The 16,085-nt window shown below is 42.7% G+C and carries 12 protein-coding genes; 5 read left to right on the top strand and 7 right to left on the bottom strand.

Annotation, left to right across the window (positions count from 1 at the left end; all coding sequences use genetic code 11):
• The first annotated feature begins 52 nt into the window (after positions 1-52).
• From aroC to ACFQZS_RS02355, 3 genes are all read left to right on the top strand, one after another.
• The gene (gene aroC, locus ACFQZS_RS02365) at positions 53-1,150 is read left to right on the top strand and encodes a chorismate synthase (protein WP_377096930.1); all 1,098 of its coding nucleotides are present in this window, start codon (positions 53-55) and stop codon (positions 1,148-1,150) included.
• A gap of 225 nt (positions 1,151-1,375) precedes the next feature.
• Complete coding sequence (locus ACFQZS_RS02360) at positions 1,376-2,587, top strand: MFS transporter (protein ID WP_377096928.1); 1,212 nt, start codon at positions 1,376-1,378, stop codon at positions 2,585-2,587.
• A 69-nt stretch (positions 2,588-2,656) separates the two neighbouring features.
• The gene (locus ACFQZS_RS02355) at positions 2,657-4,432 is read left to right on the top strand and encodes a glycoside hydrolase family 9 protein (protein ID WP_377096927.1); all 1,776 of its coding nucleotides are present in this window, start codon (positions 2,657-2,659) and stop codon (positions 4,430-4,432) included.
• A gap of 9 nt (positions 4,433-4,441) precedes the next feature.
• On the opposite strand, the gene ACFQZS_RS02350 is transcribed toward ACFQZS_RS02355, so the two are convergent.
• Positions 4,442-4,957: a DinB family protein gene (locus ACFQZS_RS02350; RefSeq protein WP_377096925.1), complete on the bottom strand. Its 516-nt coding sequence runs from the start codon at positions 4,955-4,957 to the stop codon at positions 4,442-4,444.
• A gap of 86 nt (positions 4,958-5,043) precedes the next feature.
• Here ACFQZS_RS02350 and ACFQZS_RS02345 point away from each other — a divergent pair, with 86 nt between their 5' ends.
• Positions 5,044-6,576, top strand: coding sequence for a L,D-transpeptidase family protein (locus ACFQZS_RS02345; RefSeq protein WP_377096923.1), 1,533 nt, complete (start codon positions 5,044-5,046; stop codon positions 6,574-6,576).
• Positions 6,577-6,647: 71 nt separating this feature from the next.
• Here the strand turns inward: ACFQZS_RS02345 and ACFQZS_RS02340 are convergent, their stop codons facing one another.
• The 5 genes from ACFQZS_RS02340 to mgtE all read right to left on the bottom strand — a co-directional run bounded on the left by ACFQZS_RS02340 (position 6,648) and on the right by mgtE (position 10,773).
• Positions 6,648-7,439 carry a murein L,D-transpeptidase catalytic domain family protein gene (locus tag ACFQZS_RS02340; protein WP_377096921.1) on the bottom strand — a complete coding sequence of 264 codons (792 nt, stop codon included), beginning with the start codon at positions 7,437-7,439 and terminating at the stop codon, positions 6,648-6,650.
• 266 nt (positions 7,440-7,705) lie between these two features.
• Complete coding sequence (gene bioB / locus ACFQZS_RS02335) at positions 7,706-8,719, bottom strand: biotin synthase BioB (protein WP_377096919.1); 1,014 nt, start codon at positions 8,717-8,719, stop codon at positions 7,706-7,708.
• A 27-nt stretch (positions 8,720-8,746) separates the two neighbouring features.
• Positions 8,747-9,082: a HepT-like ribonuclease domain-containing protein gene (locus tag ACFQZS_RS02330; protein ID WP_377096918.1), complete on the bottom strand. Its 336-nt coding sequence runs from the start codon at positions 9,080-9,082 to the stop codon at positions 8,747-8,749.
• Positions 9,072-9,383, bottom strand: a complete 312-nt coding sequence (locus ACFQZS_RS02325) for a nucleotidyltransferase family protein (RefSeq protein WP_377096916.1) — start codon at positions 9,381-9,383, stop codon at positions 9,072-9,074. The genes ACFQZS_RS02330 and ACFQZS_RS02325 overlap by 11 nt, the downstream gene beginning before the upstream one ends.
• A 40-nt stretch (positions 9,384-9,423) precedes the next feature.
• Complete coding sequence (mgtE, locus tag ACFQZS_RS02320; RefSeq protein WP_377096914.1) at positions 9,424-10,773, bottom strand: magnesium transporter; 1,350 nt, start codon at positions 10,771-10,773, stop codon at positions 9,424-9,426.
• 323 nt (positions 10,774-11,096) lie between these two features.
• On the opposite strand from mgtE, the gene ACFQZS_RS02315 reads away from it, so the two are divergent.
• Positions 11,097-13,715 carry a TonB-dependent receptor gene (locus tag ACFQZS_RS02315; RefSeq protein WP_377096912.1) on the top strand — a complete coding sequence of 873 codons (2,619 nt, stop codon included), beginning with the start codon at positions 11,097-11,099 and terminating at the stop codon, positions 13,713-13,715.
• Positions 13,716-14,042: 327 nt separating this feature from the next.
• Here ACFQZS_RS02315 and ACFQZS_RS02310 read toward each other — a convergent pair whose 3' ends face one another.
• Positions 14,043-15,989 carry a glycoside hydrolase family 97 protein gene (locus ACFQZS_RS02310; protein ID WP_377096910.1) on the bottom strand — a complete coding sequence of 649 codons (1,947 nt, stop codon included), beginning with the start codon at positions 15,987-15,989 and terminating at the stop codon, positions 14,043-14,045.
• Positions 15,990-16,085: the final 96 nt, after the last annotated feature.

Genomic DNA, 16,085 nt, shown 5'->3' with positions numbered 1-16,085 from the left:
GGGGGCTGGGGGGCTAAATAATCATTCCCCCTTTAGGGGGTTAGGGGGCTATATGGCAGGCAATTCATTCGGGCAATTATTCAGGATAACAACATTTGGCGAATCGCATGGCGAAGCCATAGGGGTAATAATTGATGGCTGTCCGTCTATGCTGGATGTAGACCTGAATTATATCCAGGGCGAACTGGATAAGCGTAAGCCCGGCCAGTCTAAAATTACAACCCAGCGTAAAGAAAGCGACACGGTGCGTATTCTTTCGGGTGTATTTGAAGGTAAAACAACAGGCACGCCTATTATGATGCTGATACCAAATGAGGACCAGCGTTCAAAGGATTACAGCCATAATACAGACGTTTTCCGCCCGTCGCACGCCGACTATACTTACCAAACTAAATACGGTATCCGCGATCATCGTGGCGGGGGCCGTTCATCAGCGCGCGAAACTGCCGCGCGTGTAGCTGCCGGAGCCTTAGCCAAATTACTGCTAAAAACACAGGGTATTGAAATTGTAGCGCATGTAAGCAGCGTTGGTAAAATTGACGCGCCTAATGTTGAGATACTAAGCGCTGATGATTTTATAGCTGAACGCGAAAAAAACATTGTTCGCTGTGCCGACCCGGCTACAGCTAACGAGATGATAGCTTTTATTGACTCGGTGCGCAAGGATGGTGATACAGTTGGCGGTAAAGTAAGCTGTCATATATTAAATTGTCCTGTTGGTTTAGGCGACCCAGTTTTTGATAAACTGCATGCTGACCTGGGTAAGGCTATGCTAAGCATTAATGCGGTACACGGCTTTGAATTCGGATCGGGTTTTGAAGGCAGCGAAATGAGGGGTTCTGAGCATAATGATGTGTTTGTTAAAAATGCGGCCGGAGATATCAAAACCATCAGTAATTACTCAGGCGGTATACAAGGTGGCATAAGCAACGGCATGCCTATTGATTTTAAAGTGGCTTTTAAACCGGTTGCAACCATTATGCACAACCAGGCTACCATTAACGCCGCCGGCGACGCTGCCGAGATATCAGGCAAGGGCCGTCATGATCCTTGCGTGGTGCCACGTGCTGTGCCTATTGTAGAGGCCATGGCAGCGTTGGTGATTGCAGACCATTGGTTACGAAACCGGAATACGCAATTACCCGTCTGAACTGAGATTTATAGAATTTTAAGATTTTATGATTAAAAAGCGATGGGTACACCCATCGCTTTTTGCTTTATTAGTGAATTTTACAAATTCTTAAAGGGTGTAAAATTTGTCCGGTTTTCTCAGTGTAGGTGATGCAAAATAATGTTTATCCGTCTGGGTTACCTTTCTCATTCTCATCGTATAAACCTTAGCATGTAAATAGATACACATGCTAAACTATACACAATGCTTTCCTACACCGCACAACTTTATAAAGACGCTTACAGCGGCCTGTCCAAAAACAGCTGGTACTTAAGCATCGTAATGCTTATTAACCGCAGCGGTACTATGGTGGTACCGTTCATGAGTATTTATTGCATTCAGCAATTACATTTTACCATTGTACAGGCAGGCAGTATAATGGCGCTGTTTGGTGTGGGTGCACTTGCAGGCGCTTTTTTAGGCGGTAAACTGGTGGATAAGATAGGCTTTTACGACATGCAAGTGGGCGCGTTATTAAGCGGTGGCCTGTTTTTTATATTGATAGGATTTCTGCAAAGTTTTGTTGCTTTGGCCATTGGAACTTTTGTGTTAAGTCTTTGTAACGAGTCTTTTCGCCCTGCAAATTCTGCTGCTATTGCTCATTACAGCAATGATACCAACAAAACCCGTTCTTACTCTTTAAACCGCTTAGCCGTAAACCTGGGTTGGGCGGTTGGTGGTGGCTTAGGTGGATTTTTAGCTTCGCTCAGTTATCATTTGTTGTTTTGGGTTGATGGTTGTACCAACATTGTCGCGGCTGTGTTACTATTATTTTTAATGCCCCGCGCAGCTGTAGCTAAAACCATAAAAAAGCCTGATACAGCTACTATAAAAACATCTGCTTATAAAGACAATATCTATTTGGCTTTTATAGTATTGGCCACTTTGTTTGCCATATGCTTTTATCAGTTTATGATTATGCAGCCGGTATTTTTTAAAATAGACTGGCACTTTAGCGAGCAGTTTATCGGTTTCCTGATGGCTTTGAACGGCGGGTTAATTGTAGTGATTGAAATGGTGATGATACATAAACTTGAAGGCCGGCGTAATAAGATGGTTTACATAATTGGCGGCGTGGGCTTGGGCGGCATCGCTTACATTTTGCTGAACATATTGCCACCCGGGGCTGCGGCTGCTGTAATTGTGGTTGTACTGGTCACCTTCGCCGAAATGTTTGCCATGCCTTTTATGAATTCCTTCTGGATAAGCCGTACAACGCCACACAACCGCGGCGAGTATGCTGCATTATACAGCATGTCATGGTCTGCGGCTCAAATTGTAGCGCCGTTTTTCGGCAGCAATGTAATAGCGTTTGGCGGCTTTAATTTACTATGGTGGATATTTGGCGGTATTAGTTTCCTGGCGGCTATTGGTTACTATTATCTTTATAAGATAATGAGCCGCCCAGCAATTTAGGCTATTAAAGCTTAACCACTATTCCAACTATAAGGTTGCATTAGTATATTAGTGCAACCATTATAGATCATGAAAAATCACTTTAGCGTTTTTGCGGGTATGATATTTAGCGCCTGCATGTTTGTCGCGGCATTTGCAAATGCTCAATCGGGCTTACCTGCGTCAGATAGTATTCGTCTAAACCAATTGGGGTTTTATCCCAAAGCGCCAAAAACTGCAATAATACTTACAGATCGCCCTCAGAAATTTACTATACAAGCAGTTAATGGTAAAACAATATTTAGCGGCACATTAACGCCATCAGCAAAACCAGATCTGTCTGGCCGTACTATTTACCTGGCTGATTTCTCAACCTTACAGCAAGCGGGAAATTATGTTTTAAATGTACCTGATGCTAATTATAGCTATCCGTTTGCTGTTAATATTGATATTCATCAAAAAGTAGCAGCGGCAGCTATAAAAGGGTTTTATTATCAACGGGCTTCTATCCCGTTACTTGAAAAATATGCAGGCAAATGGACCCGACCAGCCGGGCATATGGGTAATGATGTATTGGTACACCCATCTGCCGCGACTGGTCAACGGCCCGCAGGAAGTATAATTTCTGTTCCACGCGGATGGTATGACGCGGGCGATTATAATAGCTACATAGTTAATAGTGGTATAACCATGGGCACGCTGTTTTCGTTGTATGAAGATTTCCCGGCGCACATGAAAACCGTTGCTTTAAATATCCCCGAAAGCAACAATCAATTACCTGATGTACTGGATGAATGTTTATGGAACTTACGCTGGATGTTAGCCATGCAGGACCCAAATGATGGTGGTGTATACAATAAATTAACCAACGCCTCATTTGATGGGATGATAATGCCGGATAAGGCTGTTATGCCACGTTATGTAGTACAAAAAGGCACAGCGGCCACACTTGATTTTGCTGCTGTTATGGCCCAGGCGAGCAGAATTTTAAAACCTTTTGAAAAACAAGTACCCGGCTTGGCCGATTCGTGCCTTAAAGCGGCAGTAAGTGCCTGGCAATGGGCATTGGCCAGTCCAAAAATGGCCTATAACCAGGATGCCATGAATAAGCAGTTTGAACCAAAAGTAGTTACAGGCGGTTATGGCGATGGCCGGTTTGACGATGAATTTGATTGGGCCGCTGCCGAATTGTATATAACTACTAAAGATGAGGCTTATCTTAAAAATTTAGCGTTGAATAATATTCGTTTGTCAATACCATCCTGGTCGCAGGTGCGTATGTTGGCTTACTATAGTTTATTACGCAATCGCGGCAGCTTAACTTCATCTTTAAAACCTGTCATACCTGTATTAAGCGATAAACTCACTGCTTTTGCTGATAGCTTGTCAAATCCCGCTACCTTATCCGCTTATCAAACAGCTATGGGGCGGTCTGCCCGTGACTTTAATTGGGGAAGCAGCTCGAATGCTGCCAATCAGGGAATTGCCTTGATAAATGCTTATTTGTTAACAAAAAACAAGCAATGCCTAAACGCAGCATTAGCCAATTTAGATTATTTACTGGGCCGTAACGGCACAAGTTACTCGCTGGTTACCGGGTTTGGCCATAAACCCATTATGCACCCCCACCATCGCCAATCAGTTGCCGACGGTGTTGTTGACCCTGTACCGGGCTTACTATCCGGCGGGCCAAACCCAAGCCAACAGGATAAGGTACCTTTACCTACAAAAATACCTAACCGCGCACTGTCTGATAATGACCAGGCTTACGCTTCTAACGAAATAGCTATTAATTGGAACGCACCATTTGCTTATTTAGCCAATGCCATTGAGGCACTAAAAACTTCGGCAGGTTATACCAAATAATTTATAGCATCAGCCGCCCTTTAGCATTCGGACAGTAACTAATAGCTGACCCAAATGCCGCATAACATGTTCTGCAGCGTGGACGTAAAGGCCTATCACGGTAGAAGGTATTTGCGCGCGACCTACCCCGCGAACTTCTGTAAGCGTAGCCTCATCAACAGCGCTCAGCTTTTCAACCGCTTCATCCACCCTTTTTGCAAAACCATCTAATAAAGCTGCAACGCTGTCCTGATTTTGGGGCGCTTTTCCTTCGCCATGCAAAAAATCCATCTGATGCTGCGTTAACGGCTCTGCTTGCGCGTAAGTAAATAACCGGTCTATAACACCCGCCATGTGCTGCAAATGAAAGCCCGGCGAAGCCATACCTACGGGCTGAATCCATAAATAAATTTCCGGAAAATCGGCCATCAACCTGTTAACTTCTTCTTTGGCCTGCAATAACGCATGTGCAACCGGCTGTAACAAAGCGGGCACATTGGGTAAAGGCCCCCGTAACCAAACTTCGCGTTGATGCTGTTCTGCCATATTATTTTTCTATGTGGTTTATTATAATATCTCTGTTGAATTATTTATTGGTACAGCTATTGCATTACTCCGAAAAATCAAAGTTTATGATAAATAACAATACAAAGCTTATAAAATACTTTATAGCCTGTTTGGCTATAATAACTGCATTTACATTTCAGGCCTGTAAAAAAAGCAGGTCAGACATGGGTAAGCAACTTTTTGCTGCCAGTAAAAATAAGGTTTTTAAAGACGTAACCCCCGAGGGCTTCTCGGAAGTGTTTCAAAAATTACTTGCGGATGAGAAGACTAAAATTACTCAGCGACAAGTTATTCTTCCGTTTTACAAGAACAATGATTACGATGCCGTTTTTGTGATGGATCAAATCATAAAGGAAAAATTTAATCCGGCTAACGAATATCTTTTTAAAGCTAAAGCGCATGGCTTAAACCCTAAAATTTTTCAGGCAGATCAAATCAACGCGCTTATCAATAAATTGCATGATAAGAAAGCCATTAAAACTTTAGACGAGGCTTATCATGATTTAGCGGAACTGGAAATTTTAACTGCAAATGCCATGGTTAACTACTCCAACGCCTTGCAGTTTGGTGTAATTAGTCCGCGTCGTATTTATCAGCGGTATTATACAGAAACTAAACGCCCTGATAGCTTATCAATGCTGCAGGTTTTTCAGACTGCTAACCTTAAAAACTACCTCGATAGCATTCAGCCTAAAGATCCGCAATACATCGCCTTACAAAAAGCATTGGCTGGTAACACACAGGTACCTGGAATGACGGCCGAAGAAAGTGAACGAATTTTGGCGGTAAACCTGGAAAGATTGCGTTGGAAAAATAAACCAACTGCTGATAAGTATGTGGTGGTTAACATTCCTGACTATCGCCTGGATGTGATGGAAAATGGCCATTCTACCCTGAATATGAAAGTTTGTGTGGGGGAAGGCCGGAATGTTGACATGCAGGATAAATTAACGGAGTACGACGAAAGCGATAAGATCGATCGCCCTTTCTCTCGTGAAACACCACAATTAAATAGCATGATCCACAGCGTACAGGTTAACCCTGTTTGGAATATACCTGAAAGCATCGCGTCTAAAGAGATAATGAAAATTGCGGCAAGAGACCCTTACTACTTAGACAATGAAGGAATTGATGTTTATAAGGATGGCGAAAAAGTAAGCGACCCGGAAACCATTGATTGGGCAAGTGCACCTGCAGATACCTATTCATTTAAACAGCGCCCGGGCGATGGCAATGCATTAGGTAAAATAAAGTTTTTGTTTAACAATAGCAGCAGCGTATATCTGCATGATACGCCAGCAAAATTAGCCTTTAATAAACCTGTTCGCGCTGTAAGTCATGGCTGTGTGCGTTTAGAGAAACCACAGGAACTGGCTTTAGCATTATTTGGCAGCGGAGAAAAGTACGACAGGATAGTTAAAGACATGGCCGGTAATAACACCGAACCCACTGATATTGCCGTTCCTAAAAAGGTACCGGTTTACCTTACCTACGTAACTTGCTGGCTTGACGATACCGGCACCCTGCAATTCAGGCGGGATGTTTACGGCCTGGATATTGTGTTGTATGCACATATGAACAAAATGATATCCGTTTAAAAACACAACGCATACAAGAAAGGCGCTTCTAATTAGAAGCGCCTTTCTTGTATAAAAATATTTTTGTTTGACTAGATCTTTGGCAATGAATCCTTTTCGGCAGGTGCCGCATTAAAAGCAAAGTTGCTTTCAAACGCATCATTCAAATACTTTGATGTGTAATTGGTATCATTGCCATTAATAAACAATAAGGTTTTGCCCTTAATGTTGTTAATAACCATATCAATAACCTCCGGCGAAACAGCAGGGCAACCGTGGCTTCTGCCTAAGCGGCCTAACTGAGCTATCGCTCCCTGGCTAACGTAATCAGCAGCGTGTACAACAATAGCACGGTTACGTGCGGCACTGTTAAAACCCGCGTCCATACCATCTAAACGTAAAGAGCGGCCATGTTTACCAAAATAAACATCATCAGTAACATAAAAACCAAGGCTGCTTTGGTGCGACTCATTGGTATTTGAAAAATGGTCGGCCATATCATTGCCACTACCCTGTCCGTGTGCTACCCATGTGTTAAGTAATAACTTTTTGTTTAGGATATCAACTATCCACATGCGTTTTTCGCGGCTTGATTTTGTAAAATCAACTACGGTTATTATTCCACTTTTTTCCGACAATTTGTTGGCCGCTTTCAGGTTAAAATAGCCGGTTAAAGCTTTTTCAAATACTTGCTGACTTAACCCGGTTTGATTCAGGCTGGCAGCCTGATAAACCGAACTTACGTATTCATTAAACAACTCTTTAGCAGAGTATCCGCTTTTTGTGGTCGCTACAACTTTCTTACCTTCTGCAGGTGCCCAGCTAATTACTGTAACACATAACATCAAAAAAACGCAGCTTACCCACCAAAAATGTTTTCTCATATTTTCTAATTTAAAATTATAAATTGCTTGTGGCGAATTGGATAGAACAAATATACGAATAATATTTAACAATAGGCTTATTGCTTGTCACAATATTGCCATTAAGTAAATTAATTTTCTTAAAAAATTAATTTAATATACTTATTCAATATCTAATCTTATCAGCCATACAATGACAGCAAGTTTGAGGAAAGGTTTAAAACATAGTGAGTATAAAAGAAGAAAGGCCGGATATCCGGCCTTTCTTCTTTTATTTTTAGATAAAGTTATATCACTTCATTAATACTCATTTCCTTGATCTCTTTTATCTCATGTCGGCCATTTTTAAAGGCTTTGCGTGGCGACAAACCCAATAACTCAAACATAGCCATATCTTCATCAAATGAAGGGTTAGGCGTGGTTAACAGTTTCTCTCCTGCAAAGATAGAGTTAGCACCCGCCATAAAGCAAAAAGCTTGTTCAACGGTACTCATTTCGGTGCGGCCTGCCGAAAGGCGTACTACCGTTTTAGGCATAACAATACGTGTAGTGGCTATCATCCTTACCATATCCCATATAGAAACGCGCGGCTGCTCTGCCAACGGCGTTCCCTTAACAGGAACAAGCGCGTTAATTGGAACCGATTCAGGGTGTTGAGGTAGATTGGACAGTGTTTTGATCATAGAGATGCGATCTTCAACCGTTTCGCCTAAACCTATTATGCCACCGCTGCATACAGAGATCTTGGCTTTACGTACGTGTTCCAGTGTCTGCAATCTATCATCATAAGTACGGGTGGTAATAATGCGTTTATAATCGTCTTCTGATGTATCAAGGTTATGATTATAAGCATACAGGCCTGCATCGGCTAAACGCTGTGCCTGGCCCTCGGTTAGCATACCTAAGGTGCAGCATACCTCCATATCTAAACCATTCACGGCTTTCACCATGTCAATTACCTTATCAAAATCACGGTTATCGCGCACCTCGCGCCACGCGGCGCCCATGCAAAGTCTTGAAGCACCACCGGCTTTTGCTCTTTCTGCAACTGCAATAACCTCTTCCTTCGGCATAATGGCATGCACATCAACACCTGTATTATAGCGTGCGGCCTGCGGGCAATAAGCGCAATCCTCAGGGCAGCCGCCGGTTTTTATAGATATCAGCGAACTTATCTGTACTTCTGCGTAATCTTTATTTTCACGATGCATAGTCGCCGCTTTATAAACAAGGTCAAGCAACGGTGTGTGGTATACTTCAGCAATCTCTTCGCGGGTCCAGTTATGTCTTACTTCGGTCATTCTGTATTTATTTTTTATAAGTATTAATTATCCTCCTAAAAGCGTTTGTGTATCCCGCTTCAGTGCTGATAAATGATTAATTATTATATTCCATATTTGCTCAGGATGTACATTATCGTAGCTATGGATTATTTTATTTCTGGTATCAACAATTCTCCTCGCATCAGTAATTTGTATGTCCGGATATAATTTAAGTATATTATTTACAGCTTCGCCTATAATTTCTAAATTTCGTTCAACGGCGTGTTGAAGCATAAGATTACCGCTGAAACTTTCAAAATCGTTGTTAGTTCCAACAAACTGTTCAATATTTTCAATAGATGTTAGCACGTCAAACAGATACTTCTTTAATTCACGCTGCATATATCAATTGCTTTTTCTCATCAATATCTGCACGTAAATAGGGGTTTTTTAATGACCCATTTATAAGCAAATCCACCTCTCTGTTGAACAAAGATCTTAGTTCGTCATGCAAATCCCACCATATTCTCCCTCTATCCAACGTATTTACGGTATCGTCAAAATCAACCAATAGGTCGATATCGCTACTGTCGTTAAAGTTGTCGTTTATTACAGACCCAAAAGCATAGGCGCGTTTTACATTGTGGGTTTCAAACAACCTTACAATAATTGGTAATTGCGCCTGTATTATCGGATGAAGCATAATTCACAAAATTACAATTAAACCGATTACTATTTTAACCTTACAGCAAAAACTTGCTGGCAAACCACAAGGGTAAGAAAAAACCTGCACAGTCTGTAAACGTGGTGATGATAATGGATGATGCAACCGCCGGATCTATTCCAACCCGCTTTAAAACCAACGGAATTGTTGCCCCGGTTAAACCTGCGATAAAAAGATTCCCTGTCATGGCTAAAAACAAAACTACACCCATCATTGGGCTGCCGTCATAAACAAATGCAAATGCCCCAACAATTAACCCGTTAACCGCGCCATTGATCAACCCTACAGAAAATTCTTTTAAAACAGTTCTGTAAGCCTGGCTATCTGTTAAATCACTTAAAGATATACGGCGCACGGTTACCGCCAGCGCTTGAGTAGCAGCGTTACCCCCCATACCACTAACAATAGTCATATATGCTACAATGGTTGGAATGGCAACCTGCACAGAAGCAAAGTGCCGCACCACACCCGCCGCCAAAAAACCTGTGGCTAGGTTTAAAACCAGCCATGGCAAACGACTCTTTACTGCATCCTGCCAGCTACCGCTCAGTTCCTCATCTTCTGATACACCCGAGAACTTTAGAATGTCCTCAGTGCTCTCCTCCTCCATTACGTCGATAATATCATCAACCGTAATTCGGCCCAGCAACTTCATGTGATCATCAACAACGGGGATGGTGGTAAGGTTGTATTGCGATATCAGCCGCGCTACCTCTTCCTGGTCAACGTCCGCATTAACATAAACCGGGTCGGCTTTTAGCAAACTGCTTATTTTAGCATCGGCATGTGCCTTTATAATATTTTTTATGGATACCACGCCTTGTAAGGTGTCGTCGTCTTCCACCACATAAATGGTGTAAAATTCCTCCATCTCTTCAGATTGCCGTATAATATCATCCAGCGCGCCTTTCTTATCCTGCCTGATATTGACCTTTATCAGCGAGGAGTTCATCAAACCACCGGCAGTATTCTCGCCATAGCTTAATAACGCGCGTATGCTAGATGCATCTTCCTCATCCATACTCTCCAGCAGGTCCTGCTGTTCGTGTTCTTCCAGTTGGGCTATAAGGTCGGTGGCATCATCATAATCCAGCTCACTTACAATCTCAGAACGTTTTTCGGGATCAAGGTTAATAAGCAGTTCCTCCGGATGCGACTCCTCATCCATTTCTGAAATAACTTCTGAAGCAATTTCAGTAGGCAGGATATTAATGATACGCTCGTGAGCTTCGGAGGGTAATCGCTCAAATAATATAGCTATTTCTGAAGCATGGTAATCTTGCAATACCTCCGCTAAGCCGGCATCATCGCCCTCAAGGGCCGCTTTTACACGGCTCAGGTCCTTCTTATCTACTTCAAAAGATTGCATGCGGCAAAATAAGCATTTGATATGGAATAAGTAAGATTAAAAGTGTGTGCTAAGCTATTGTTAACCGTTTTTTCTAAAACCACAATCCTTTTAATCCAATTCATAAACAACTGTAAATTAACATCTTAATAAAATAATTAAAAAAAATATTGACGAAGCGATTTTAATTAATATTTTTGTCGACTAAATCTATAGAATTTATATATTATTATGATTAAACTTTACATCCGCCGAATCGCTTTATCCTGTTGTTGTTGCTAATGTCCGTTCCCCACACCTTAAACAATAACACACATCAAAAAAATTAAAGCACAATAATTACAATGAAACATCTAAAAAACACTATAAAATTCTTACTAATAACCTTCCTCGTTTATTCTTCTCCGGCAGCACTTGCACAGAATGTAGTAACAGGTGTTGTAAAAAACTCTAAAGGAGAGCCGGTACCATTGGCTACCGTAACAGTTAGAGGCACAACAATCGCTGTTGCTGCGGATGAGCAGGGCGTGTTCAGCATTACTCCCAAACTGGAGCCTCCTTTTTACCTTCAGGTAAAATCTGTTGGTTTTAAACCACAGGATTTCCAGGTTTTGACTTTCCAAACCACTCCTATTGATCTTACATTGGTTGAAGATGATCTGTTGGGCGAGATCGTGGTAACATCACGCCGCCGCCGGGAGCTTTTACAGGATGTTCCTATCCCCGTTTCAGTTGTAGGTGGTGCGCAGATCGATCAGGCCGGCGCATTTAACATTAACTACGTTAAGCAATTTGTGCCGTCATTACAATTGTATACATCAAACCCCCGTAACACAGGCATCAATATTCGTGGTATTGGCTCACCGTTCGGTTTAACTAACGATGGTTTAGATCCGGGTGTAGGTGTGTATGTAGACGGCGTTTATTACGCACGCCCTGCTGCCGCTACATTTGACTTTATCGACGTAGAAAACGTGGAAGTGTTACGCGGCCCTCAGGGTACCTTATTTGGTAAAAATACTGCTGCAGGTGCCTTTAATATCACCACGCGCAAGCCAAGTTTTACCCCAGGTTATACTTTCGAAACCAGTTTTGGCAACTACGGTTACGTACAGGGTAAGGCTGCTATAACCGGTCCGTTAAGTAAAACTATCGCTGCTCGTTTATCGTTTTCGGGTACGCAACGCGATGGTTTGGTACAAAACGTTCGTACCGGCCGTGCAGTAAACGATATCAATAACTTAGGCGCACGTTTACAATTTTTATACAAACCATCTGATAATGTATCCATCACTTTAGCGGGAGACGCGTCTGATCAGAAGCCTGAGGGTTATGCCCAGGTAGTTGCCGGTGTTGCGCCAACCAAACGGGCAGCTTATCGTCAGTTTAACGCTATTATAGCCGATCTTGGGTACACTCTGCCAAGCCTGAATGCTTTTGACCGTGTTATAGATCATGATACGCCTTGGAGATCAGGCAACCAATTGGGTGGTGTTTCATTAAACGGCGATTTTAAGATCGGTCCGGGTACTTTAACTTCTACCACCGCCTATCGTTACTGGAACTGGGATCCGTCAAACGACCGCGATTTTACAGGGCTACCGGTATTGTCAAAATCACAAAATCCATCAAAACATCATAACTGGTCGCAGGAAGTACGTTATGCAGGCGACTTTGCTAAAAATCTGAGCGGTGTTGTTGGTGTATTCTATCTGGACCAGGAGGTTAAAACTACAGGTACAGAAGAATCAGGCTCGGCGCAGGCACGGTTTTCAAAAAGTTCAACCGGTAACAACGCTAATACACCAGGCACCACCAACGATCAGTTATGGGCTACGCCGGGATTGTTAGAGGGCTACGGAATATATACCAACTCATCTATCAAATCAAAAAGCGCGGCGGCCTTTGCCAGTGTTGATTATGAATTGGCAAAAAACTTCCACATTGTACCGGGTGTGCGCATAAACTATGATAAAAAGGATGTATTTTATGATCGCCAGGCAAGAGGTGGTTTAGATATAGCTAACAGCAGCTACAGCGCAGCGGTAAAAGCTGAATTGCAAAAAATTAAAAACGGTGTGTACAGCAGCCAGTCTTATACCACCAGTATTGACGAGAACAATTTTACTTACTCAATAACTGCCGCTTACAGGCCAAGCACCAGGTTAAATGCTTTCGCTACTTACTCAACAAGCTATAAGCCTGTAGGTGTAAATGTGGCCGGTTTGCCATCGCCAGAGGCTGGTAAAACTATTTTAGATTATGCTGTTATTAAACCAGAGAAGACCCATCACTACGAAATTGGCTTTAAAAGCACACCGGTAAATAACTTCCTTTTAAACGTTACGTTCCACAACTCGGATATAGACAATTACCAAACCAACGTTCAATCGCCCGACCTGACCGTTAACCGTGGTTACATTGCCAATGCCGAAAAAGTGAACGTAAAAGGCGTAGAATTGGATGGTAATTATAAAGTAAGCCAGCATTTCTCATTCTACGGAAACGCTGCTTATACTAACGCCAAGTATGTTAAGTTCACCAATGCCCCCCTTCCGTTAGAAGAAACCGGCTTGTTACCTGCGTTTAAAGATATTTCCGGCGCAGCACTTCCGGGTGTTTCTAAATGGGCAGGCGCGTTGGGCGCTGAGTACGATACTGATGCAAGCTTCCTGGGTAACACTACTTCAAAATTCTTTTTAGCGGCTGATGGTTCTTTCCGTTCATCATTCTCGTCAAGCGCTTCTCCATCGGCTTATTTAAACATAGCCGGTTATGGCTTGCTTAACGCCCGTTTAGGCTTTAAGGCTACCCGCGGTATAAGCGCTTACATATGGAGCCGTAACCTGCTTAACCAAAACTATTTTGAGCAGCTATTACCGGCAGGTGGTAACGCGGGCCATTACGCAGGGGTATTGGGCGACCAAAGAACTTTAGGTATTACTCTAAGATATTCTTTATAGGTTTATATACAATTGATAGGTTGAAGGCCGCTCCGAAAGGACGGCCTTTTTTGTTTTCAAGCATACACAAAAAGGCTTTAGATCCGTGGTTGTTCGAAAAATTAAAAAAGAAGCGAAGGGTCGTGCGATTCCCCTCTTAACCAACAACGTCATAGCGAGCGCAGCGTGGCTATCTCTTTAAGCTTATCCGCCACGTATGTCTGATTTACAAGTCGCCGGACTGTCCCAAGGAGGTCGCTATGCTGCGCTTGCGATGAAGCGCGGAAAGAATATTCACAAAAAAAGCCCTGCTACTGCAGGGCTTAATTAACTCAAATTTCGATATTATTACTTTATTACAAACCCGCCCATTGGCTGAATTTCTATTTCCAGTTCACCGTTTTTAGCTATGTCAATTTGTTTTGTGAAAGTGGCCTTAGCGCTGTCGTCATTATAAAGCTGTACTTTTTTACCGGCAATCATAGGCAGGTTAAGCTTCAGTTTTAAAACTTCTTTACCCGCGTTAGCACCGGCTATGTACCATCTGCCCTGGGAACGACGTGCTATTACCGCGCTTTTACCCGGGTATCCGTCAATGTAAAGCGTTTCTTCCCAGGTAGTGGGTACCGTTTTCATAAAATCAATTTCAAACGGCGGCACATCTGTAAGGTTATTAGGAGCAAGCGCGAAAAACTGTACCGAGTTTTGGAACAAAACAGCTGTAGCCAACTCAAAAGCATCAGTGGTTAAGCGTGGGCTCCTGTCTTTATTGGTTTTAGTAAGATACTTATTTAAAAATGTTCCGCCAAACTCCATATTGCCTACCGCGTTGCGAATGAACGGGTGGAAGGTAGCATAAACAGCTTCTGTTTGACGGTTGCCCTGGTTAAAATATACCATCTCTGATGCCAAAACCGCTTCTGTGCCTACGTAGTTAGGGTACATCCGCTCCCAGCCGCGCGGCAAGGTTGCTCCGTGAAAATCAATCATCAGGCCGTAATCATTAGCGTCTGATAATACATCCTCGTAAAGGCGCATGGTTTCTTGCTTGTCGCCACCCCAGAAATCAACCTTAAGGCCAACCACGCCAATATCGCGCAGCCACTTCATTTCTTTTTTACGCTCAATAGAGGTATTCATTTTATTGCGTGGCCCCTGCGGTGCGTCATTAAACTGACCGTTCGAGTTATACCATAAAAACACGGCTACTTTTTTTGATGCCGCGTATTTAACCAGCTCCGCCATTTTCTCTTTACCCACATTTTTATCCCACAAAGCATCCATCAAAATAAAATCATACTTAAGTGTTGCAGCCAGATCAATAAACTTAACCTGATCAGCATAGTTCATGCTGTTGTCCTGCCATAGTATCCAGCTCCAAGTGCCTTTACCGTATTTGTAGATCTTTGATGCTTTATATAAAGGATCAACCACATCATACGGAATGGTAGTTTCTACAATTGGTTTTAGATTATCGCCAACGGTAATTGTGCGCCATGGGGTATAACCCGGCAAAGCTATAGCGGCTCCGGTAGAGCCGAACCCATTGTTTTGTTTAACATTCGGGTACTCAATTGAATAAACACCATCGGCAGATATCTCGCTCAGATGCGAAGCACAGTAAAGGCTAGATACACCTGTTTCTGACAACAGCACCCAACCATCAGTACCAACATGAAACAAACCGGGGAACACATAACCTTCTGTAGCAGGGCGTGGTTTTACCATTGGCGCATCGGCAACATAAGCGCTTTCATAACTTGGGGCAGTACGGGCAAAGCCGGTCATAGGCGTCATGTTGTTAGATAAAAAGGTAGTTGTGGCCGATGGGAACTTAAACCCTGTAGCCTCTTTTTCAACCACGCATGACAGGCGTTCGCCCATTGGCTCTATCTCATAACGGAAAGCTATATTGTTATTGCTTACCTGGAACTCTACATTCAATTTGCGTTGCTTAGCGTTCTCTAACACATAGATCAACTTATTGGCCGCGTAATGTATTTGCGAGCGTTTTATCTTGTCCTGTGTATAGTTTTTATCAACAACACCCTGGGTATTGCTTAAATATTTCATGCCCGTAGTAAAGTCGCCCTCGTTAGTTGTAAGGCCTAAAGGCGACTTATCTAACATGGTTTTACCTTTGTAAGTTACCGAGTAAGCCGGTTTTCCATCAGTTACGGTAATGTTTACACTTAATTGCTTATCCGGGCTAACAACCGAAATGTCCTGGGCATACGTGTTAAGCGTAAACGCGCTTAAGCCTACCGCAAGCAGCGCTGAATTAAAAAATTTCATAATAATGTTTGGTATCAGAATGGTTTGTGATCAACTAACAGCAAATGTATAATTGTTTTTAAAACACTTATTATTTTCCGCGATTTTTTTTAATGG

Source organism: Mucilaginibacter calamicampi (assembly GCF_042676765.1).
GTDB classification, from domain to species: Bacteria; Bacteroidota; Bacteroidia; order Sphingobacteriales; family Sphingobacteriaceae; genus Mucilaginibacter; species Mucilaginibacter calamicampi.
The sequence above is the reverse complement of the archived record's forward strand: the minus strand, read 5'-3'. Positions and strand labels throughout refer to the sequence as shown.

What these genes read in the sequence shown, in the direction of transcription:
- ACFQZS_RS02315 (WP_377096912.1), top strand. Translation starts at nt 11,097, where the DNA reads ATGAAACATCTAAAAAACACTATAAAATTCTTACTAATAACCTTCCTC.
- ACFQZS_RS02330 (WP_377096918.1), bottom strand. Translation starts at nt 9,082, where the DNA reads ATGCAGCGTGAATTAAAGAAGTATCTGTTTGACGTGCTAACATCTATT.
- ACFQZS_RS02345 (WP_377096923.1), top strand. Translation starts at nt 5,044, where the DNA reads ATGATAAATAACAATACAAAGCTTATAAAATACTTTATAGCCTGTTTG.
- ACFQZS_RS02350 (WP_377096925.1), bottom strand. Translation starts at nt 4,957, where the DNA reads ATGGCAGAACAGCATCAACGCGAAGTTTGGTTACGGGGGCCTTTACCC.
- ACFQZS_RS02355 (WP_377096927.1), top strand. Translation starts at nt 2,657, where the DNA reads ATGAAAAATCACTTTAGCGTTTTTGCGGGTATGATATTTAGCGCCTGC.
- aroC (WP_377096930.1), top strand. Translation starts at nt 53, where the DNA reads ATGGCAGGCAATTCATTCGGGCAATTATTCAGGATAACAACATTTGGC.
- bioB (WP_377096919.1), bottom strand. Translation starts at nt 8,719, where the DNA reads ATGACCGAAGTAAGACATAACTGGACCCGCGAAGAGATTGCTGAAGTA.
- mgtE (WP_377096914.1), bottom strand. Translation starts at nt 10,773, where the DNA reads ATGCAATCTTTTGAAGTAGATAAGAAGGACCTGAGCCGTGTAAAAGCG.
- ACFQZS_RS02360 (WP_377096928.1), top strand. Translation starts at nt 1,376, where the DNA reads ATGCTTTCCTACACCGCACAACTTTATAAAGACGCTTACAGCGGCCTG.
- ACFQZS_RS02310 (WP_377096910.1), bottom strand. Translation starts at nt 15,989, where the DNA reads ATGAAATTTTTTAATTCAGCGCTGCTTGCGGTAGGCTTAAGCGCGTTT.
- ACFQZS_RS02340 (WP_377096921.1), bottom strand. Translation starts at nt 7,439, where the DNA reads ATGAGAAAACATTTTTGGTGGGTAAGCTGCGTTTTTTTGATGTTATGT.
- ACFQZS_RS02325 (WP_377096916.1), bottom strand. Translation starts at nt 9,383, where the DNA reads ATGCTTCATCCGATAATACAGGCGCAATTACCAATTATTGTAAGGTTG.